We start from the raw sequence: 20,197 nt of genomic DNA, 5'->3' as shown, positions 1-20,197 counted from the left end.
GGTTCGGGGACACGTCGGGCGGAGGTCGTGTCGCGTGCGGGTTCGGAAGTGAGCTGGCATTCCATTCGTCCGCCCGCCCTGCCGTCCAGCTCAGAACGCGGGCGGCAGAGCTGTGCTGCGTTCAGATGACCGTGCCCTGGGCAGTGCCTTGATCAGAGCGGTGCGGATTTCGTCCGGCAGCTGTTCGCCGTGCACCCAGTCCACGATCAGTTCGGATACCTGCGGCAGTTTCGTGTTGGTGTGCTGTGAGACCTCTCGCAGCACTTGGAATCCCTGCTCGGGATGCAGGCCACCGAGGGTGATGACCACGCCGATCGCTTGGTCTACGACGGTGTGGGAGACGACGGCTTCCTGCAGCTGGCTGATTTCCGTCTGCAACTCGCTGATCTTGTTCAGGAGCGGTGTCCGTACCGGAACCGAGTGCTCCTTGAGTCGCGTGAGGCTGCCGTTTCGAGAGTTCTCCATCATGATCACAGCCCAGACCGCGGGTCTCCCGCCCGGGTCGCCGATGCCGTACGGAATTGCGAGGACGACAATTCGACTGTTACCCCGGGTTGCTGTCTTCGTGCATCCCGTTCCACGGCGCGCAGCGGCCGGTGGCGTGGACCTCACTCAGGGTTCAACTCGGCCAGGGCGGTGGTGCACCTGCCCTTCGGACGATCGGTACCGCTCGGATCGCGGATGCTCCGTTGATGGTCGCGGGTGCCTGATGCACTGCAGGGATCCTGCGGGAGCGGATCACGGCTCACGACCATACGATCGAGCGCCTGTCGCACATCGCGGCAGGGCATCCGGGTGTGGCGGACTCGGGTGGGGGGACCCGGAGGCGGGCCGCGTTCAGCAGCGTATCCATGGAGCTGGCTCGACTCAGGCTCCTCCGGTTCAGCCAACGAGCCGGGGGAGCCGCTGACAGGATCGCAGTGGTGGCGACCGACGATGACGCCCATGGCCTTGCCGATGGCGGGCATCCGTGCGCGGTTGCGGTCGAGCGCTTCGCGTTCCACGGGCTGACGAAGCCGGTCGGGCGAGGGCGGCGACCTACTCCCGGGTGCGGGTACTCGAAGAGGAACCCACCGGGGTGCCGACGTCGCTGTGACCCGCCGGCCCGGGGGCCGCCCACCGCGGTGGGTCCGTGCGGAAAGGACGGCGGCGACGTGGCGGAGGGCCTGAAGTCCGGCGGAGAGCACGAGCGCCGGCTGTCCGCGGGGGAGCCGGCTCTGTGGCAGCAGGTGGTCGAGCAGCTGGGCACGGCCCTCGCTGTGATCGACCCGGCCGGGCGGATCGTCGCTGTCAACCCGGCCGCCGAGCGGCTTCTGCAGCGCGCAGCAGGGTCCGTGTACGGGCGGGATCTGCACGACCTGTGCCATCGCGACCCGGGAGGTGGCCTCGTCCCGCGGGAGCGCTGCCCGCTGCTGCGGGCACTGGCCGAGAGGCGTGCGGCACGCGGGGACGACGACAGGTGCCTGCGTGGTGACGGACGGCTGGTCCCGATCTCCTGGTCGGCCACCCCCCTGGCGGACGACGTCTCCGGCGTCTGCCAGGGCATGGTCGTGCTGATCGTCGAGACCGCGGCGGACCGCCGTGCCGGCAGGGAACGAGCGGAACGCGCCGAGCAGTCGGAACGGGTGGAACAGGCGGAACGAACCGCTCGTACGAGCGCTCTGGAGAGTCTCGCCGAGCGGCTGACACTCGTCGCGGAGATCACCGACGTGCTCGGTCAGACCCTGGAGGTGGACGAGGCCCTCGCCCGGTTGAGCCGCGTCCTCGTCCCCCGCCTCGCCGACTGGGCCGCGGTGGACCTGCGGGTCGGCTCCCGTCAGGTGCACCGAGTGGCCGTGACCGGTCCGGAGGGCCGTGCAGCCGGGCAGGAGGACTGGCGCGGCCATCTGCCCCCGGTCGGGGAGGCGACCCACTCGCCCCTGGTCCAGGTACTGAACGAAGGCGCTCCCGTCCTTCAGAAGCGGGTGGACCTGGACGCACCGCCCGACTCACCGCTGGCCAGCGTGCACGACGCCTTCCTCGGAGCGATCGGCGCGGCATCCGCCATCACGGTGCCGCTCGGCAGTAGACGGCAGGTCACCGGTGCGCTGACGCTGGTGCGCACCGACCCGGCACGGCCCTTCGACACCGGCGATCTCGACGTGGCCGGCGACATCGGCCGCCGGGTCGGTCTGGTCATCGACAACGCGCGCCGGTTCGGCCGGCAGCGTGCGGTCGCCGAAGCCATGCAGCGCAACCTTCTTCCCCCGCTGCCCGCGCACGGCCGGTTCCAGCTGGCCGCCCGGTACCAGCCCGCTCCGCCCGGCTCCCAGGTCGGTGGTGACTGGTACGACGCCTTCGCGCTGAGGGACGGCACGCTCGCCCTCGTCATCGGCGACGTCGTCGGGCACGATCTGACCGCCGCGGCCGGCATGGCGCAGCTGCACGGCATCCTGCGCTCCCTCGCCTGGGACCATGCCGAGCCGACCGGAGCCGTCGTGGACCGCCTCGACGACGCCATGCACGCCATCACCATCGTGCGGATGGCCACCCTCGTCCTCGCCCGGGTGGAAGGTCCGGACACCGGCCCCTGGACGCTGCACTGGACCAGCGCGGGGCACCCGCCGCCCCTGCTGCTGACCCCCGACGGGAACGCGCAGTACCTCGAAGCCGGGCAGGGACTGATCCTTGGAACCGACCCGTGTGCCGGCGATCCTCGCCCGAGCGCCGCTCACGCGCTGCCGCCGCGGTCCACGCTCCTGCTCTACACCGACGGCCTGATCGAAGTCCCCGGCAGCGACTTGACCAGAGGGCTCAGCCGACTGCGTCGCCACGCTCTCGCCCTCGCCCACGAACCTCTGGACATTTTGTGCGACCAGCTGGCGGCCCGGACGCCCCCGGGCAGCACGGACGACGTCGCCCTTCTCGCCCTGCGCCTGCCCGTGCCCTGACCGGGCCGAGGCGGTGATGGGGCGCGGCTGCTCACGTCCCCGGAGCAAGCGCCAGAATGCGGAACGGACCGGGTGACACGGACTGAAGGCCGTCGTCTCCGGCGTACCGCCAGCCCCAGGACCGCATCGTCTCGACGGTCCTGCCGTCCCGGACGTCCACCAGTGCGACGCCGAGCGCGGCGCCGTGGTCGGCGAGCAGTCGCCGCTGCAGGCGCCGGGCGAGGTTCCAGACATGGTCCCGGTACTCCCGGCGCACGCGAGACGGGACGACGATCCCAGAGACGACGAAGAGCCGCCCGGAGGCGGCGCGGCGGAGCAGACCTCCCCGGACGTGCCCGTCGAAGCCCGCCCACCATGGACCCGAGCCGCCCGCGGGGAAGCCATAGGCGTAACCGGTCAGGGCGGTGGTCTCCGCGATCAGCAGCGAGAACCCCGGCCGTCGTGCGTCGGCCGTGAGATGGCCCAGGAAGGGGCCACGTGCCTGGTTCCACGCCCACGGGTCACCACCGGAGGTTTCCGCGTACAGGTCGCCCAGCTCCTGCAGACGGTCCGCGACCTGACCACGCGTCAGCCGATGGATCCGATCTGCGACCTGCGGCGAGGACGTGCGCCCCCTCTGCGGCGTGCCCTGTGCGCGGGTACGCGGCCTGCCCCGTGCGGGCCGGAGAGCGGGGAGGGCCAAGGTCGTCGGGGGGAGCACCTGCGTGGTCATGGCCAACCCTGCCCCCGGGCGCGGACGAAGGCCGCCCCGGCGTCGTCGATCGCCGAGAACGGCACCGGTGCCTGAGGCGGTGCGCGGCGTGCCCTCGGTATGTCCACCGTACTCCCGGCCGGGCCCGCCCCGGCGGCCCGGCGGTCGTCGCGGCACCGGGAACGGCGCCGACCGTCCGCGTGCGGTCGCTGTCCTCCGGCACAGGCCGGCTCGCGTGGTCACCGGGCTCGGCCGGGCGAATGTCAGGCGGCCGGCCGCCCGGCCGGTCATCGGACGCACGGCCACCCGTACCCGGCATACCCTGCAGAGGAGGCTGCCGTGGAAACGCGACGCAGGCCCCCGCACCGTCGCCCGCTTGCGCCGGGCAGTGACCCGAATCGTGGTCCCTAGGTTTCGTACTCGTCTCCCGTCCGGAGCTCCGTATGGAGCAGCTACCCCGCCGGTCGCGAAGGAGGAACCCGGCTCCATCTCCCCTCGACACCGCGCACGCCGTGGGACCCGCACGCTCCGGCTCGCGACCAGCAAACCGACAGAGCACGCGCACGCTCACGCCGACGAGGTACGACCCGGATCCGCGAGGCCACGAGGATCCGCCGGCCTGTCCGTCCCCCGCGGCCGTGACCCCGGAGAACCACAGCCATGACAAGACTCCGCGAACGCAAGAACAACCGGGAGGCGGTCCTGCGATCCCTCTACGGGGCCGTCGAACGCAATCGCCCCGAGGTCAGCGGATCGGTACTCCGCGCCGAGCTGGGCCTGCCCGACGAGGACCTCTCCGCCGCCTGCGCCTATCTGGCCGACGAGGGGCTGATCAGCGTGGACTGGACCTCGCACCGGACCCCTGCGGCCGTCTCGCTGACACATGAGGGCATCTGCCTGATGGAGGAGCTGGAGGAAGAACAAGGGGAATAGGGCAGGGCAGAGAAGACGGAGCCGGACGGCTGACCCGCCCGCTTCTCCTCGGCACAGGTGTAGCCTGACCGTACCGAGAGCTTTTCGCGCAGCGCTTCCGGCGGTGCCGTTCCCGGCGAGGGACGAAACGGGCAGTCGTCCTACGGCTCCCGGGACGGGACCGGACCATGGAACCCAGCAGTACGCCGGCCGGAGGCGTCTCCGGTGCCGACGCGCACACGTACCGCATGCCCCTGCCCCGCCTGACCCTCACCCCGGACGTCAGCCACGGCCCGCTGGACGGTGCCTGGTGGCCGCGCTGCAACGCGCTGGAGCTCGAACTTCCCTCGCTCGTCGACTTGTTGGAGCCGGAGCCGGGGGCCCTGATACGGGTCACCGTGGACCCCGCCGGGTGGCCCGGCGCCCCGCACACGGTCATGGCCCCAGGCCGGGTGATCGCCGTGGAACCGACCGGACCCGGAAGCGACGCGCACGTCATCACCCTGGACTGCGGCACCGTGGGACGCTGGGTGCTCCTGGTCGTCCCGCCCGAGGAGCCCGCCGGAACAGCCGTCCGGCTGCTGGCCGCCGCTGCCGACCCGGAGAACCCACTGACCGCCCCGAGCATGCTGGCGCTCGCCGATGCGGGTCGCCCGGTGGGCGCGGCCGGGGAGGCGGAATGAGGCACGGGGCCCCTTGGGAGCCCGCGGCAGGGACGACCGGCCGGCCTCAACCACCATCCTCGCGTGAGGCGTTGCCCACTGTGAATGACACTTCTGCGCTCTTCGAGGAGTGCCGCATCGTCCGCACGCACGGCGAACTGGACACGCAATCCGCGGCCCCACTGGTCCGCGCCCTGGCCGAGGCCCGAGCGGCCCGGCCCGGACGGCTCTTCCTGATCGTGGACCTGAGCGAGGTGACCTTCTCCGACTCCAGCATCCTGTCTGCGCTGTGCGAGGCGTGGTCCGACTGCCGCGCCCGGCGCGGCTGGGTACGCATCGTGTACGACAACCACATGACCGACCTGGTCTTCCGCCACACCGGCCTGCTCGACCTTTTCCCCGCCTACGCGAGCGCACAGGACGCCTGGGAGGGACGAACGGCCGGCGCCGCACTCCGCCTCCCCGCGAGCGCACTTCCGGCCGCCGGGACGCACCGCCCGGCCGGGGACCACATGCCGCGCCGAACCACCCGACAGGAGACCTCATGAGCGACCAGCTGCGGCGCCCGCCACCGGCCCCGCCCCTCCTTCGCCTGTACCTCGCGCCCGAGAGCACCGTGCCACGCCGTATCGACGGGGCCTGGTGGCCGCGAACCTTCGACCTCCTGGCGGAACTCCCGTCACTGCTCTCCGGCCTGCCCCGCGCCTGGGGCCAGATCGGCAGTGTCCTGGTGAACGGCACAGGGTGGGCCGGGGTCCCGGGCCGCATGCTCGTCTGCAACCAGGTCGTCCGGCTGCGCAGGACCGCCACGGCGCGTACGCCCAGCACCATCGTGCTGATGGCCCCCGCCCATGGGCGCCGGGATCTGCTGGTCGTGTCACCGGAGGCCACCGAGCATGCCGCGGAATCGCTCGTGTCCGCAATGGGACTGACGCCGGAGCAGGGTCACTTCGCGAGCTGAGTGCGTGGGTCCGGCCCGTCCGGCGGCACAGGCAGGCACATCCGGCGAGGATGCGCTCGGTTCGTGGGTGGACGCCGGCCGGCTGCGGGCGAGGCTTCTTCCGGCGCGGCCCTGCGCGCCACGCGGTGCAAGGTCTGGGACGGGTACGGCGGTTTGCGGCTGTTGACCGGTGGCCCTCGGGGTGTGCGCGGACCGTTGCGGCGGCCGCGGCGCGGTCATGTCGAGCAGGAGAAGGGCGTCGTGGTCCGGGGTGCCGGGTTCGGCGATGTAGAGGCCGATGCGCTGGCCAGGTGTGCCTTCCACGTGCAGGGACTGCGAGGTGAGGGTGACCGTGCCGACCTGGGGGTGGTGGAAGGTCTTGTGGGCGGGTCTGCGTCCGGTGACTTCGTAGCGTTCCCAGAGCCCGGCGAAATCGGGGCTCTTGAGGAGGAGTTCGCCGACGAGGTTGGTCAGGTCGGGTGCGGTGCCGGCGACGGCGCGCAGGCGGGCGACGCATGCGGTGATCTGCCGGTCCCAGTCGGTGAAGAGGCCGCGGGCCGCGGGGTGGAGGAACAGGTAGCGGGCGAGGTTGCGCTGTCTGGCGGGCCAGTCGTCCAGGCCCGTGTAGAGGGCGAGGCCGCCGGGGTTCCAGGCCAGCAGGTCCATGCTGCGGCTGATGACGTACGCCGGGTTGGGGCGGAGTGATTCGAGCAGCAGCTTCAGGTGGGGCGCACGGTCCGGCTCGGGGCGGGCGCCGGTTCGGGGGCGTAGCGGGCGGCTCGGGCCACGAGCTCACGCAGGTGCTGGTGCTCCTGGTCGTCCATGTGCAGGGCGCGGGCGAGGGAGTCGAGGACGGCGGGGCTGGGGCGGGTCTCCTTGCCGCGCTCGAGGCGTACGTAGTAGTCGATGCTGATGCCGGCGAGGGTGGCCAGCTCCTCGCGGCGCAGGCCGGGGGTGCGGCGTATGCCGGCGCCGACGGTGAGGCCGACGTGTTCGGGGCTGGTCTGGGTGCGGCGGGCGCGCAGGTAGCGGCCCAGCTCGGCTCCCTCGCTGTTCGCGCTCTCGGATGGCATGTCTCCAGTCTCACCCGCCGAGTGCCTGCCGCACGGGGGTGAGGGGGGTCCTGTCATTACCCCGGAAGAGCCCGCCCTGCCACACCGACGCGATCCGGGCGAGGGTGAATGAGCAAGATGCGCCGGCGCCCCGGCCACCGCAGGTACGACGTGGCGGACCGGGCGACGGGCGCCGGGCGACGCCACGATGCAGAGAGGGCGAAATGCGAAGCTACGTGACCTGGAGGTTTCCCGGATCAGGCTGGGCACGATGGGCATGTCCCATGGTTACACCGGCTCGGGCACCGACGACGCCGAGTCGATCAGGACCGTGCACCGGGCGCTGGAGCTGGACGTCACGCTGATCGACATCGCCGAGATCTACGGCCCCTACACCAACGAGGAACTGCTGGGCCGGGCGCTCAAGGGCCGCCGGGACAAGGTGGTGCTGGCCACCAAGTTCGGCCTGGTCTCCCACGGCGGCGACGGCGCGTGGAACCTGGACTCCGGCCCGGCCGACATCCGCACCGCGGTCGAGGGCTCCCTGAAGCGGCTGGGCAACGACCACATCGACCTGTACTACCAGCACCGGGTGGACCCGAACACGCCGATCGGGGAGACCGCCGGTGCCGTCGGCGAGCTGATCACCGAGGGCAAGGTCCGCGCCTTCGGGCTCTCCGAGGCCGGCCCGGAAACGATCCGCCGCGCGCACGCTGTCCAGCCGGTCACCGCGGTGCAGTCCGAGTACTCATTGTGGACGCGCGGCATCGAGGAGCGCATCCTGCCGGTCCTTCGCGAGCTGCACATCGGGCTGGTGCCGTTCTCCCCGCTGGGACGCGGTTTCCTGACGGGCACCGTGCGTTCCACCGATCAGTTCGGCGAGGACGACTTCCGGCGCGGCAACCCGCGCTTCACCGGCGAGAACTTCCAGCGCAACCTCGCGCTCGCCGACGAGGTGCAGGCCCTGGCCGCCGAGGTCGGTGCCACGCCCGCGCAGGTGGCGCTGGCCTGGCTGCTCGCCCAGGGCGACGACATCGCCCCGATCCCCGGCACCAAGCGCGTCAGCCGGGTCGAGGAGAACACCGCCGCCGACACGGTCACGCTGACCGCCGAGCAGCTCCACCGGCTGAGCAGTCTGCCGCCCGCCGCCGGCGACACCCACAACGCGGCCCAGGCGCAGATGCTCGAACGCTGACCCTGCCCCGCCATGTCGCCCTTCTCGTGGCACCCTCCCGCCCTCGTTCGGAGTAACACCTTTCATGCGTGCAGCAGTGATGTACGGAGCCGGCGACGTCCGCGTCGAGAACCGGCCCGACCCGAAGATCGTCCAGCCGACCGACGCCGTGGTGCGCACGCTGGCCGCGTGCGTGTGCGGCAGCGACCTGTGGCCCTACCGGTCGATGCCCGCCACCGACGCCGGCCGCCCCATGGGGCACGAGTTCCTCGGCGTCGTCGAGGAGACCGGCGCGGACGTGACCGGGCTCAAGCCGGGCGACCTGGTCGTCGCGCCCTTCACGTACAGCGACAACACGTGCGACTACTGCGCCAAGGGCCTGCCCATCTCGTGCCGCAACGGCGGCCGGTACGGCTTCGACGGCGTCGATGGCGGGCAGGGCGGAGCCGTCCGCGTCCCGTACGCGGACGGCACCCTGGTCAAGCTGCCGGTGTCCGCCGACTCCGCGCTGCTGCCGTCGCTGCTGGCGCTGTCGGACGTGATGACCACCGGCCACCACGGCGCCGTCACCGCCGGCGTCGCACGCGGCGACGCGGTGCTCGTGGTCGGCGACGGCGCGGTCGGTCTATGCGCGGTGATCGCCACGAAGCGGCTGGGCGCCGAGCGGATCGTGCTCGCCGGCCGTCACGAGGCGCGCACCAACCTGGGACGTGAGTTCGGTGCCACCGACGTGGTCGCCGAGCGCGGCGAGGAGGGCATCGCCCGCATCCGCGAGGTGACCGGTGGCGTGGAGAAGGTGATCGAGGCCGTCGGCACCCGCCAGGCCCTCGACACCGCTCTGGGCGCGGTCCTGGACGGCGGCACCATCAGTCGCCTGGGCGTCCCGCAGTACGAGCAGGGGCCGATCGGTCCGGCCGAGTTCATGCGCAACGTCACCCTGACCGGCGGCGCGAGCCCCGCCCGCGCCTACATCGAGCAGCTGCTGCCCGACGTCCTGGACGGCACCATGGCCCCCGGCCGCGTCTTCGACCAGACCTTCACCCTCGACCAGGCGCCGGACGCCTACCGGGCCATGGCCGACCGCCAGGTCCTCAAGGCCCTCATCCGCCCCTGACCCCTGCTCACGCCCGCACAGCGAAGGACATCCCCCTCATGCAGTACGTGACCTTGAACAACGGTGTCGAGATGCCGCTCCTCGGATGCGCAGGTCCCTGCGCGACATCTGCAGCGCGGCGCCCGGCGTCAGCCGTACCCGGTCGGTGTTCTGCGCGTTCTGGGCGGGTTGCGAGGCGTTCATGGTGCCACCGCAAAGGTGACGGCGGCCGCCAGCGCGAGCCACATCACGAGCGCTGTCGCCGAGCCGCGCAGTGCCCCGAGCCTGCCCAAGGCGGGCACATCGGCGAGGGTGTAGGCGGTAAACGCGACCGCTCCGCCGATCATGCCGCGGGCTGCCAGTGACGCGTCATGGCTGCCTTTGAACACGACGGTCAGGATCAGACTGGCCAGGGCCACTGAGGGCGCCGCGGCGAAGATGCCGGCCAGCCGTTTGGGCTGGACGGCCTCGGCCACCAGGGCGAACGCCACGACGAACAGGCCACCGGCGCAGGCTTTCAGGACGATCTCCGGCAAGGAATTCGTCCGACCAACGTGGGCCTGACCCGTCGTGCAGGCAATGGGCCACGCCGTTCGGCTGCCTGACACTGAGCGGCCGGATCGTCCCGGCCACCCAGTAGCCGGTGCACCAGCGTCGTCTACTGGGATGCCCTCACGCGCCTACCAGTAGTGACGTCGACCGCCGACGGCGTGTCCCACGGAGCCGAGAAGGAACAGGATGAGCCCGATGACGAGCAGGATGATCCCGATCGTCCACAGGATGCCGATATGCAGGAGGAATCCGACGATGAGCAGGATGATGCCGAGGGCGATCATGGTGGCCTCCTTCGTTTGGTGAGGCGCTGAGCAGGCGGCCGAAGAATGACCGGTGGTGGCGCAGGGCTGTGCGGGCTTCAATGTCCAATTAGGGCAATATGGCCCAAAAGGGTGATACCCGGTCGTCCAAGACTCATAACTGGCCTGGGCGGAAGCCCAATTTCTACCTCGATCCGGTGGACCTTGGTATCGCGATCGAGGCTGCAGGCGCCATGGAAGCGTAGGAGGCGTAGAAGGCATCCACACACAGACTTGTGAAGGTCGTGGGCGGCGCGGGAGGTGGTGCACACAGCCACGCCAGACGGGACGTGGTCGGAAAGAGTGACGGCCACGGACATCCTCCGCAGGAACAACGTCTCCGTCACCGGCAATGCGCAGGGGCGAACGGTGGTACTGGCTCACGGCTTCGGCTGCGACCAGACCATGTGGCGGTTGACGGTCCCTGCCCCGACCGGCGACTACCGGGTCGTGCTGTTCGACTACGTGGGTTCCGGCCGCGCCGATCCCCTCCGCGCTCTCGGAGGACCGGTACGCCTCCCTGGCCGGATACGCGCAGGACGCGGTGGACGTGTGCGAAGCGCTCGACCTGCGCGATGCGGTGTTCGTGGGACACTCCGTCAGCGCGATGATCGGCATGCTGGCCGTCGGCATGGCTCCTGAGCGGATCGCCGCACTGGCGATGGTGGCACCGTCCCCGCGCTACATCGACGACGACGGCTACCGGGGTGGTTTCAGTGCCGACGACATCGAGGAGCTGCTGACATCGTTGGAGGCGAACTTCCTGGGCTGGTCGGCTGCGATGGCTCTGGTGATCATGGGGAATCCGGAGCAGCCCGAGCTGGGTGAGGAACTGAAGAACAGCTTCTGCGCCACCGATCCGGACATGGCGCGGATCTTCGCCCGGACCAATTTCCTGTCGGACTCCCGGCGCGATCTGAAGAGCGTGCGGGTGCCTACGCTGGTGCTGGAATGCACCCAGGATGTCATCGCTCCCCGGGAGGTCGGCGCCTTCGTCCACCAGGAGACCCCGGCTCGACGCTGGTCACCCTGGAGGCGACCAGGCATTGCCCGCATCTGTCCGCTCCCGAGGCGACCAATGATGCGCTCACGGGTTTCCTGGCAGATCTGCGCTGATGTACCGCCCCGGCCGGCAGCTGGAGCGGCAGGGCACCGACCTCGCTACTGGAGGACGTCCCCGACCAGCTGTAAGCGCGCCCAGCGCGGATAGGTCCGGTCTATTGGAGTCGGAACCGCCTCAAGCGAACCGGTCACGACACGGTGGGCGAGCGTTTCGAGTGTGGGATTGATCGGAAGGCATGTCACCGATGACGGCTCGATGGGCCGTACTTCGCCTGCTCTCCGAAGGCGAAGCCAGGTCGGCTGCGGGCATCGCGTGCTGCGTGCCCGCAGCGGTCCTGGCGCTGGCCGGCGAGCCTCCTGCCCTTCTTTCACCTCCGCATCTCCAGGTGCTGGCCGTGGGTGCTACGAGAGCGGCACCGTGCGATCACCGCCGCATCGTCGTCGAGGCAGCCGCTCGCGTGGGCGAGGAGATCACAGCGAAGGAAGTGCACCAGCTTCTCGGGGCTGTAGCCGGTCCACTGCGCAGCCCGCTCGACGAAGGGATGGAAGCCACCGTCGGTGCCCCGTGCCTCGATGATGCCATCGGTGTAGAGCAGCAGGGTGTCACCGGGTTGGAAGGAGAACATTTCAACCGTGTAGGTCACAGGCCCAAGCGAGCCGGTTCCCAAGGGGGAGCGGGGTTCACCGGAACCAGGGTGACGCCGTCCGCGCTGATCAACAGCGGTGGGGGGTGTCCGCAGCTGATGATGCGCGCGATGCCGCCCTCCTCAGGGATCTCGACCAGCAACGCGGTGGCGAACCGCTCCTCGTTCTCCTCCACCGGAGCCAGGCTCGCCAGGTTCCGGGTGACGCTGCGTTCCAGTGCGGCGGCCAGTTGCGGCAATCCGGCGTGCTCATGAGCGGCCTCCCGGAAAGCCCCGATGAGCAGGGCGGCCTCGCCGATGGCTGGGAGTCCCTTGCCGCGCACGTCACTTATCATGATCCTGACACCGTCCTCGGTGGAGGTGGCGGCATACAGGTCACCGCCGATCTGGGCCTCGTCCTCAGCCGCCAGATACAGCACGGCGACCTGCACGCTGCCGAGCTGGTCGGGCAGCGGCCACAGCAACACGTGCTGCGTGGCCTCCGCGACCGTCCGCACCCGCGCCAGCTGACGGCGGTGACGCTCACGCACCACGCAGAAGAGGACCGCCAAGGCCGACATCACCGCAAGAGCGAGGATCTGCACTAGTACGTTGCGGGTCATGAGCACGCTGAAGTGCCAGCCGATGTATGCCTGCGCCACCACGGTCAGAAAACCGACCAGGGCGGTCAGCCACGGACCCGCGAAGGCGATGGTGATCGCTGGAGCGACCACCAGCAGCGGGCTGAGGTGAACGTCTTCCGGTACGAGCTGGTCCACCGCCTTGATCACGACGATGAGCACGATCGGGACCGCCAGCAGCGCCTGCTTCGACTGTCAGGGCCTGCGCACCCCGGCCTCGCGCCGCCGGACGTTCATGTAGTCCAGACTGCACCGTCGTGAGAGCCATGACGAGCGGAGACGCCCGACTGCAAGCGGCACCGGACCTGCTTGGCAAGGGGGCGTGAACGCTTCGGCCCGTGTATCGGGGGCCGACTCGGCCGCGGTGCTCCCTTCGGCGACCGGTCTCGGGGAGGTGGCCTACTCGTAGGTCAAGGCGCGGGCCGTCTGCCGCTCCTCGACCGGGATCGGGGTGACTTCGTCGTGCATCCGCGTGGTGTACAGCAGCCCGTCGAGGTGGTCGAGCTCATGGTGAATGAGGCGAGCGAGGCCGCGCTCGTACACCGTGGTCGTGGTCTCGCCGGACAGGGTGGTGGCCTCCACCGTGGTTCTCAGCGGACGAGGGACGACGTCGCGCACGTCGAAGAAACTGAGGCAGCCCCCATACTGCTCATCGGGCTACCCCGGTGCCCCCGAGCGGTCCAACGCTCACCCCTGATGCTGTGCTGGAACACGACTTCTCCTCGTCTATGGCCGGCCCGGTCTTCGTCCGTCCGTCGGACATCAACCCAGACAAACCTGACCCGGTAGACCCGCGCTCGGCAAACTTCCGAACGGGTGGCCTGCCGGGTGCGGAGCGGCGCGCACCGTGGAACATGGTGCGGGGTGCACAGGCGATTCCGACCAGCCCCGCGATCCTCAATGCTCGCTCTACGTATCCACGCTCGTCCATTCCAGTGATGCACGGTGAAAGCGAGCTAGCGGTGGGCGGTGGGGAATTGCCGGCCCCAGCTGCGGTTTCGTCGGAAGTGATGGATTTTTCAACGTCTTTGGTGCTCGCTTGGACATGCCGGTCCGCCGTGCTCGGGCCAGCCTGGATGCGCGAGCCGTCCCGAATGGCCGACTCGCTCCCAGGGAAAACTCCGATCAGTCCAGGAGACCCACATGAGCGTCACCCGAAGCCATCACACCCGTGCGCTCGCCGCCGGTGCCCTGTCCGCCGCCCTGCTGTCGACCGGTACGGCGGGAGCCGTCGCAGCGACCGGGACACCGGCCCCCAAGCCCACCATGACCCGCACCGGCATGCCGAGCATGAAGCCGTCGCGGACGCCGACCGCGATGGGCTCGATCAGCGTCTCGGCCAACCGCAAGGCCGTCAAGGTGGGCAACACCGTCGTGTTCACCGGCCGTGTCAAAGGCATCAAGGCCGGTTCCACGCTGGTGCTCCAGCACAGGCACAACGGCAAGTGGACCACGCTGAAGACCACAGCCGTCGTCAACAAGAACGGCACCTACACGATCAAGCGGACGTTCACCAAAAAGGGCACCGAGCAAGTGCGGGTGGCGACCAAGTCCGGCACGTTCCACTCGTCGCCGCTCACCGTTCAGGTCAGTTGACGGCGAGCTGGGGCGCGTCTGCAGCCGATCGTGGCGCAGCCGGACTTGAATGGGGCCGGGATCGACCTGTCCGGCCCCACTGCCGCGTCCGCGCGCCGAAGATGGGCACACGCTTTGCGAATTGCGCTCCTATTTTCTTGCATGTCTTCCAGGGCTGAAAGCGTCAACCATTCGGCCTCGCCGTCAGCCCTTCCGGTGAGGGTGCTCGAGGCGGCGGGAACAGAAGGTCTTCCAGAGCGGACGTCCCGAACAGAATGAGGATGAGCACCACCGGGACGAGCAGAGCTATCACGGTCACGACGCCTCCCTGCTGCAGCGATCACAGCTGCTGCTCGGCGGCAACCTGGTCACCCTCACCATGCGGCCGAACGGGGTACGCCGCACATCGGCGCGGGAGCCGTGTAGGCCGATCGGGTGAGGGCCTGGCGTGCAGAGGTGCTATGGGGCAGTGGCCATGATCCTCGGGGTGGGGGAACGCCGGGAGGGCCGCTGAACCATGACCCGCTGCTGCGGCGACGCGTGGCCTTGTCGGCACCGGGTTGCAATCCCGGCCGGCGCCTCTGCTGCAGCGGACTCTCGCCTACGCACTGTTCGCGGGCGAGAGCCGTCGGCCGACTGTGCCCCGATTCACCGCCCGGTGCTCGGGGCCCGCTCATCAACTGCCGCCAGTGGCGGGGCACGAGTGGAGACGCACTGGTCATCGCCTGCCCCGAGCCGGAACGACAGGCCGATGCGGTGCAAGCTGGTGTCCCGGTCCGCAGATCCTGTAGCAGGAGCGGCAGATGCGGTCTCGAAGCTGCGACGCTCAGGGGTGCCGGGCACCATCGGCAGCACCGGAGTGGTGGGCTCAAGCGCCTGGATCTGCGACTTCTCGTCCATCGCGACGACCACCGCGTTCGTCCGCGGGGCGGGATACAGCCCGACCACGTCCCGGATTTTGTCGATCAGCAGCAGGTCCGGAGAGATCTTGAAGTCCCCCGAGCGCCATGGCTGCAGCCCGAACGCCCGCCACATCCGCAGCACGCTCGTGGGCGAGATCCCCACCTGCTTGGCCAGCTCCCGTCTCGACCAGTGCGTGGCACGCTCGGGCACCTCTTCGAGAGTGCGCACCACCTCCTCCTCCACCTGACGAAGCTCCGGCCACCAGACCTGCCGAGGCCGATGATTCCCGGCCTGTGCGGGAGTCTGTCTTTCGACAGCAATCTTCTGGAAGGCGGCCTCATGACGACCCTGCACGACTTGCTCGACGCCCACGTCGGTGTCGGTACGCTGCCGGGAGCGGTTGGCCTCGTGGCCCGCGGTGACCAGGTCGAGGTGGCGGCCGTCGGCGCGCAGGACGCCGGCGACGGCGCACCGATGGCGAGGGACTCCATCTTCCGAGTCGCCTCGATCACCAAGTCCGTCACCGCCGCCGCACTGCTGATCCTCGTGGAGGAGGGCACGCTCGCACTGGACGACCTGATCGGGACGTGGCTGCCGGAGCTGGGGAAGCCGGTGGTCGTACGCACGCCGGCGAGCCCGGTGGACGACGTGGTGCCGGCCGACCGGCCCATCACCGTATTCGACGTGCTGGCCTCCCAGGCCGGGTACGGATTCCCCTCCGACTTCACACTGCCGGCGGTGCAGGAGTTGTTCACGGTGCAAAAGGACGGCCGGGTGCCGAGCAACTTCCCGCCGGCCGACGAGTGGATGGCGGCGCTCGGCCGCATCCCCCTGCTGTACCAACCGGGCGCTGCCTGGCTGTACGACACCTGCTCCGTCCTGCAGGGGGTACTGATTTCGCGGGTCACCGGACAGCCGCTGCCGGAGTTCCTGACGGAGCGGGTCTTCGGGCCGCTGGGCATGGTGGACACCGGCTTCGAGGTGCCGGCCGCCAAGCGGAACCGGTTCACCAGCTTCTACAGGCCAGGCGACGACGGCAGCCTGGAGCTCGCCGACGGCCCGGACGGCGAGTGGAGCAGCCTGCCCGCGCTGCCTCTCGGCAATGGCGGGCTGGTCTCGACCGCCGACGACTGGCTGGCCTTCTGCCGGATGCTGCTGGCCGGCGGGGTGGCGGCCGACGGCCGGCGGGTGCTGTCGGCCGACTCCGTGCGCATGATGACCACCGACCATACGAATCCGGTGCAGCGCGACATCGGCCGACTGTTCCTGGAGGGCCAGGGCTGGGGCTTCGGCGGCTCGGTTGACATCGACCGGACCAACCCGTGGAATGCGCCCGGCCGTTACGGCTGGGTCGGTGGCACGGGCACAGCGGCGCACGTCATCCCGGCCACGGGTGTGGTTACCATCCTGCTGACGCAGGTGGCAGCGATGGGTCCCGTGCCCGCACCGGTGATCAGGAAGTTCTGGCGGTACGCGGCGGACGCCTGACACACGCGTCTCACGCCCGTAACCTCACGGTGGGCCAGCTGACCGGGTGGCGAGATCGGACCACGACGCACGGCTGTTTAAGCACGCAAGGAGATCTTGCTGAGGTGTCCCGGTCGAGCGTGACTGTTGTGACGATCTGATCGCTCGGCGGGTATGACGACTCGGCCGTGGTCGTGGACAATGACATGTGGGCGCTGATCGAACCACGCGGCCGCCCTGGCCGACGCGGTCGCCGAGGCCGACGCCAGTGGATGATCGGCTCTGTCTGCAGGACGTCCTGTACGTCCTGCACCAGGACATCGCCTGGCAACTCCTGCCGCTGGAGGTGGGATTCGGATCCGGGCAGACCTGCTGGCGGCGCCTGGACCGCTGGCAGCGGGCCGGAGCCTTCGTGGTATTTGCCGCAGCCCGCTTGTCGGCACGCGCCTGCATCGGCGAATCACCCGTGCGAGGGACGACTCACCTGCAGACGCATTGGATCGTGCGCCATTTCCCGCAGGCGAACCCTGCCGACCGCGGCTGCGAGAGCGTCCCGGCCGTCTTGCGGCGGCTGGACTCGGAGTTGACCGAGCGCGGTCCCTGGCGATCAGGGACTTTTGACTTCCGCCTGCCTGAGGATGAGCACTGATTCAGGCACCGGCTTCACCTCCAGCCAACCGAGAGTCTGCTGCTCTACACCGAGGGCCTCACCGAAGCCCCGACCACCATGGGGAGCAGTTCGGTGAAGACCGCCTCACGCACGTGCTGGCCACTCAGAGCCACACCATCGCAGCGATCACACTGTCACCCAAGTCGTGCGCGTACCGGTACCACGGGCACGGACGACGACCAAGCCGCTCTCGTCCTGACAGCCACACCTCAGTCGCCCAGTAGGCCGCCAGAGGCGTAATGGCGTCACAGCGGGTAGGCGAATACCGCCAAGTCCTATTGCACGTGAAGAAATGCCAAGGAAACCGACAAGGGATCCTCCATGACTACCACGCTCAGTAAGCAGACACCGGAAGAGCAGCGGCCGAGGGCGCCCTGGCGCTACGGCGCAGCTTGGGGCACCAGGGGTGCGCACATCACCGAGGCGCGCCACGCCGTGCGTTCACTGCTGGCACGGGCAGGACACCATCCGCGCGAGCGTTCCAGCCAGGACGCCCAGCTTGTCGTCAGTGAACTGGTCACCAACGCCGTCCGTCACGCACCCGGCCCGGGTGAACTCCTGCTCGAAGTCTCGCCGGACGCCGCCCAGTTGCGGATCAGCGTCCGTGACAGCTCCCCGCTCCCGCCCCGTCTCCAGGTGCCCGACGCCGGCCGCATCGGCGGACACGGCCTGCACCTGGTCACCCGGCTCTGCGACCAGGTACGCACCATCGCCCTGGGCACGGGCAAACGAGTCGTCGCACACCTGCCCTTGCAGCAACCTACCGGCTGACCCTCGCGAGAGTTGCGCACCGAGAGCGGCTGACATCTCCCGCCGGGCCGGCGTCAGGCCGAGGGGCGGGGATCAAGGAGGAGGCGGGCGGTGACCCGTTTCCCGGCCTCCTCGGGCAGGACGGTGAGGTCGGCCGCAACGGCCTTCACGAGCTCCAGACCGTGCTGGCCCACCCTGTAAGGGTCCGCCTGCCGAGCCGTCGGAATCTCGGGATGGCTGTCCCACACTTCCACCTCCACCGCCTCGTCCGCCAGCCGCAGGCGCAACCGGATGGGGCCGGGTGCGTGTTTGCAGGCGTTGGTGACCAACTCGCTGACCACCAGCTGAGCCAAGCTCACGATGCGCCCCGTCACCCTCGTTGGACGGTTGTCGGCTGCGTCCCCGGTGAAGAAGGTGGCGGTTCGGTGACGGGCTTCGGCGATGCAGGAGCCGTCTCCTGACAGCGCGATGGTTTCCTCGACCGCCGTGGAGTTCGGTCCGTGGCAACACTCACGTTCTGGGTCCGCGCCCATCTGTCCTGTCACTCCCGCCCTGCTCGCGTACGCCGTCCTCCCGCCGGGCGGGTACCGCGCACGCGCAACCTGTACCTGTGGGTGGCAGGGCCAACCGGGTGCAGTACCAGTACCATGCGCGAGCAGATCCACATCGAGGAAGTGCTGGGTACGGCGTCACCGACGCTTGCTGAGGTGCTGAGGGACTGTGGCGGACAACCGTTCTGCAGGAAATGCGCGTCTGTCGATCAACATGAGTCATACCAGTGGCGTCCGGGTGGTTACGGCGTGCGGCGAGATCGATCTTGACAGCGCTCCGCAGTTGCTGGATGCCCTGACCGCCGATGACGCTGCCGCTCAGGTGACGGTGGTGGATCTCAGCGGCGTCACCTTCATGGATTCCAGCGGCATCAATGCTCTCATCGCCGCGCATCACGCCGCGCAGCGCCATGGCGGCCGGCTGCGACTCGCTGCGCCGAGCCCCGCCGTCTCCGAGACCCTCGGGATCGTCGGCCTCACCGAGGTCATCCCCTGCCACCCGACTCTGCGCGACGCGCTTGCCGTCTGACCCCGTCAGCCGGATGAGCTGAGCATGGCTGATGCCCGCCGCAGCCATGGCGGGCATCATGAGGGGTACCGCGGATGCACTCAGCCGGTCGTGAGCATGCCTTCGCGCAGCCGGGCCAGGCACCGGGACAGCAGTCGCGAGACATGCATCTGTGAGACACCCAGACGTTCGCCGATCTGGGCCTGGGTGAGCTCCTCCACGAACCGCATGTGAATGAGCTGCCGGTCTCGCTCGTCGAGCTCGGCGATCATGGGTGCGAGGGCATGGAAGTCCTCCACCAGCTCCAGAGCCGTGTCCTCGGTCCCGATGAAGTCCTGCAGCGCAGCCTCGCCGTCCTCGCTCCCGTTGAGCGTGGCATCCAGGGAGGAGGAGTTGTAACCGTTGGAGGCCAACCGGGCCTCACGCACCTCGTCCTCGGACAGGCTCATCAGCTCCGACAGCTCCTTGACCGTCGGATCACGGTCGAGACGGCTGCGCAGCTCCTCCGTCGCCTTGGCGAGCTGGACGCGGGCTTCCTGGAGCCGACGCGGCACATGCACGGCCCAGGTCGTGTCGCGGAAGAAGCGCTTGATCTCACCGACGATGTAGGGGATGGCGAAGGAGGTGAACTCCGCCTCCCTCGACAGCTCGAACCGGTCGATCGCCTTGATCAGACCGATCATGCCGACCTGGACGATGTCCTCCATCTCCTCCGGCCCCCGGCTGCGGAACCGGCCCGCCGCGTAGCGGACCAGGGACATGTTCATCTCGATCAGCGTGTTACGGGCATAGCTGTACTCCGCCGTGCCCTCCTCCAGCACCGCCAACTGCTGGAAGAACAGCTTGGACAGCTCACGAGCGTCCTTGGGCGCCACTTGGGAAGCATCGACGACCTCCGGCAACTCCGCCGTCCGCGTCTGCGTAGCCAGCGTGCTGGGCGCCATGCTGATACCCTCCCACGATCGATCTCACCGCTGCTGCCTGCCGAAACGGCCCGACGACGCGCGCCTACCCCGCCATCCTGCACCCATGCCTGCTCCCTCAGCCGAGTCCGGGGCGCTGGCTGAGTCGTTGGACGCGCCAAGTCAGGGTGCGCGCCGACAATCGTCCAGCGTCCGCTGCTGAGCGGCCCAGCTCGG

Annotated in this window: 18 protein-coding genes and 5 pseudogenes; 13 read left to right on the top strand and 10 right to left on the bottom strand. The window is 69.5% G+C overall.

Features of this window, described 5'->3' with window-relative positions:
• Nucleotides 1–90: 90 nt before the first annotated feature.
• Nucleotides 91–468, bottom strand: a complete 378-nt coding sequence (locus FB563_RS02035) for an ANTAR domain-containing protein (protein ID WP_244328995.1) — start codon at nucleotides 466–468, stop codon at nucleotides 91–93.
• Between the two features lie 686 nt (nucleotides 469–1,154).
• On the opposite strand from FB563_RS02035, the gene FB563_RS02030 reads away from it, so the two are divergent.
• The gene (locus tag FB563_RS02030; RefSeq protein ID WP_234357813.1) at nucleotides 1,155–2,930 is read left to right on the top strand and encodes a SpoIIE family protein phosphatase; all 1,776 of its coding nucleotides are present in this window, start codon (nucleotides 1,155–1,157) and stop codon (nucleotides 2,928–2,930) included.
• Nucleotides 2,931–2,961: 31 nt separating this feature from the next.
• Here the strand turns inward: FB563_RS02030 and FB563_RS02025 are convergent, their stop codons facing one another.
• Nucleotides 2,962–3,642 (bottom strand): hypothetical protein, encoded by a 681-nt coding sequence (locus tag FB563_RS02025; RefSeq protein ID WP_055707188.1) that lies wholly within the window; start codon nucleotides 3,640–3,642, stop codon nucleotides 2,962–2,964.
• A gap of 639 nt (nucleotides 3,643–4,281) precedes the next feature.
• Between FB563_RS02025 and FB563_RS02020 the strand changes: the two genes are divergently transcribed.
• The 4 genes from FB563_RS02020 to FB563_RS02005 all read left to right on the top strand — a co-directional run bounded on the left by FB563_RS02020 (nucleotide 4,282) and on the right by FB563_RS02005 (nucleotide 6,156).
• A complete protein-coding gene (locus FB563_RS02020) occupies nucleotides 4,282–4,554 on the top strand; it encodes a hypothetical protein (protein WP_055707187.1) in 273 nt (90 codons plus the stop codon).
• A 167-nt stretch (nucleotides 4,555–4,721) separates the two neighbouring features.
• On the top strand, nucleotides 4,722–5,216 hold the full coding sequence (locus tag FB563_RS02015) for a DUF5994 family protein (RefSeq protein ID WP_234357812.1): 495 nt from the start codon (nucleotides 4,722–4,724) through the stop codon (nucleotides 5,214–5,216).
• A gap of 80 nt (nucleotides 5,217–5,296) precedes the next feature.
• Nucleotides 5,297–5,743, top strand: coding sequence for an STAS domain-containing protein (locus tag FB563_RS02010; RefSeq protein ID WP_063797095.1), 447 nt, complete (start codon nucleotides 5,297–5,299; stop codon nucleotides 5,741–5,743).
• Nucleotides 5,740–6,156, top strand: coding sequence for a DUF5994 family protein (locus FB563_RS02005; RefSeq protein ID WP_079048856.1), 417 nt, complete (start codon nucleotides 5,740–5,742; stop codon nucleotides 6,154–6,156). Before FB563_RS02010 ends, FB563_RS02005 begins: the two co-directional genes overlap by 4 nt.
• A 192-nt stretch (nucleotides 6,157–6,348) precedes the next feature.
• On the opposite strand, the pseudogene FB563_RS02000 reads toward FB563_RS02005, so the two are convergent.
• Nucleotides 6,349–7,208: pseudogene (locus FB563_RS02000) on the bottom strand (helix-turn-helix transcriptional regulator); the annotation flags it as partial.
• 187 nt (nucleotides 7,209–7,395) lie between these two features.
• Between FB563_RS02000 and FB563_RS01995 the strand changes: the two are divergent.
• Both FB563_RS01995 and FB563_RS01990 read left to right on the top strand, forming a co-directional pair.
• Complete coding sequence (locus FB563_RS01995; RefSeq protein WP_055707186.1) at nucleotides 7,396–8,382, top strand: aldo/keto reductase; 987 nt, start codon at nucleotides 7,396–7,398, stop codon at nucleotides 8,380–8,382.
• 64 nt (nucleotides 8,383–8,446) lie between these two features.
• Nucleotides 8,447–9,475, top strand: a complete 1,029-nt coding sequence (locus FB563_RS01990; RefSeq protein WP_199832866.1) for an alcohol dehydrogenase catalytic domain-containing protein — start codon at nucleotides 8,447–8,449, stop codon at nucleotides 9,473–9,475.
• Nucleotides 9,476–9,654: 179 nt separating this feature from the next.
• Here FB563_RS01990 and FB563_RS01985 read toward each other — a convergent pair whose 3' ends face one another.
• Together FB563_RS01985 and FB563_RS42720 are read right to left on the bottom strand one after the other, a co-directional pair.
• A complete protein-coding gene (locus FB563_RS01985; RefSeq protein ID WP_055707184.1) occupies nucleotides 9,655–9,990 on the bottom strand; it encodes a DUF3147 family protein in 336 nt (111 codons plus the stop codon).
• Between the two features lie 144 nt (nucleotides 9,991–10,134).
• On the bottom strand, nucleotides 10,135–10,290 hold the full coding sequence (locus tag FB563_RS42720; protein WP_167528460.1) for a DUF6131 family protein: 156 nt from the start codon (nucleotides 10,288–10,290) through the stop codon (nucleotides 10,135–10,137).
• A 423-nt stretch (nucleotides 10,291–10,713) separates the two neighbouring features.
• On the opposite strand from FB563_RS42720, the pseudogene FB563_RS01980 reads away from it, so the two are divergent.
• A pseudogene (locus tag FB563_RS01980) lies at nucleotides 10,714–11,424 on the top strand (alpha/beta fold hydrolase).
• A 314-nt stretch (nucleotides 11,425–11,738) separates the two neighbouring features.
• Here the strand turns inward: FB563_RS01980 and FB563_RS43790 are convergent.
• Nucleotides 11,739–12,349: pseudogene (locus FB563_RS43790) on the bottom strand (PP2C family protein-serine/threonine phosphatase).
• A gap of 684 nt (nucleotides 12,350–13,033) precedes the next feature.
• Nucleotides 13,034–13,270, bottom strand: a pseudogene (locus tag FB563_RS01970) (peptide deformylase); the annotation flags it as partial.
• A gap of 507 nt (nucleotides 13,271–13,777) precedes the next feature.
• On the opposite strand from FB563_RS01970, the gene FB563_RS01965 reads away from it, so the two are divergent.
• A complete protein-coding gene (locus tag FB563_RS01965) occupies nucleotides 13,778–14,230 on the top strand; it encodes a DUF4369 domain-containing protein (protein ID WP_055707183.1) in 453 nt (150 codons plus the stop codon).
• Between the two features lie 783 nt (nucleotides 14,231–15,013).
• On the opposite strand, the pseudogene FB563_RS01960 reads toward FB563_RS01965, so the two are convergent.
• Nucleotides 15,014–15,358 (bottom strand): annotated as a pseudogene (locus tag FB563_RS01960) (transposase); the annotation flags it as partial.
• Between the two features lie 93 nt (nucleotides 15,359–15,451).
• Here FB563_RS01960 and FB563_RS01955 point away from each other — a divergent pair.
• The 3 genes from FB563_RS01955 to FB563_RS01945 all read left to right on the top strand — a co-directional run bounded on the left by FB563_RS01955 (nucleotide 15,452) and on the right by FB563_RS01945 (nucleotide 18,020).
• Complete coding sequence (locus tag FB563_RS01955; RefSeq protein ID WP_055707181.1) at nucleotides 15,452–16,600, top strand: serine hydrolase domain-containing protein; 1,149 nt, start codon at nucleotides 15,452–15,454, stop codon at nucleotides 16,598–16,600.
• A 187-nt stretch (nucleotides 16,601–16,787) separates the two neighbouring features.
• Nucleotides 16,788–17,228: a transposase gene (locus FB563_RS45400; protein ID WP_107100669.1), complete on the top strand. Its 441-nt coding sequence runs from the start codon at nucleotides 16,788–16,790 to the stop codon at nucleotides 17,226–17,228.
• A gap of 342 nt (nucleotides 17,229–17,570) precedes the next feature.
• On the top strand, nucleotides 17,571–18,020 hold the full coding sequence (locus FB563_RS01945; RefSeq protein ID WP_079048853.1) for an ATP-binding protein: 450 nt from the start codon (nucleotides 17,571–17,573) through the stop codon (nucleotides 18,018–18,020).
• Between the two features lie 53 nt (nucleotides 18,021–18,073).
• Here FB563_RS01945 and FB563_RS01940 read toward each other — a convergent pair whose 3' ends face one another.
• Entirely contained in the window at nucleotides 18,074–18,544 is a 471-nt protein-coding gene (locus tag FB563_RS01940) for an ATP-binding protein (RefSeq protein ID WP_244328994.1), read from the bottom strand.
• 175 nt (nucleotides 18,545–18,719) lie between these two features.
• Between FB563_RS01940 and FB563_RS01935 the strand changes: the two genes are divergently transcribed.
• The gene (locus FB563_RS01935; protein WP_234357811.1) at nucleotides 18,720–19,079 is read left to right on the top strand and encodes an STAS domain-containing protein; all 360 of its coding nucleotides are present in this window, start codon (nucleotides 18,720–18,722) and stop codon (nucleotides 19,077–19,079) included.
• 80 nt (nucleotides 19,080–19,159) lie between these two features.
• Here the strand turns inward: FB563_RS01935 and FB563_RS01930 are convergent, their stop codons facing one another.
• Nucleotides 19,160–20,002, bottom strand: coding sequence for an RNA polymerase sigma factor SigF (locus FB563_RS01930; protein ID WP_055707177.1), 843 nt, complete (start codon nucleotides 20,000–20,002; stop codon nucleotides 19,160–19,162).
• Nucleotides 20,003–20,197: the final 195 nt, after the last annotated feature.

The sequence above is a fragment of the Streptomyces puniciscabiei genome, assembly GCF_006715785.1.
GTDB classification, from domain to species: domain Bacteria; phylum Actinomycetota; class Actinomycetes; order Streptomycetales; family Streptomycetaceae; genus Streptomyces; species Streptomyces puniciscabiei.
Note: the sequence above shows the minus strand (reverse complement) of the source record. Positions and strands in the feature narration are given on the sequence as shown.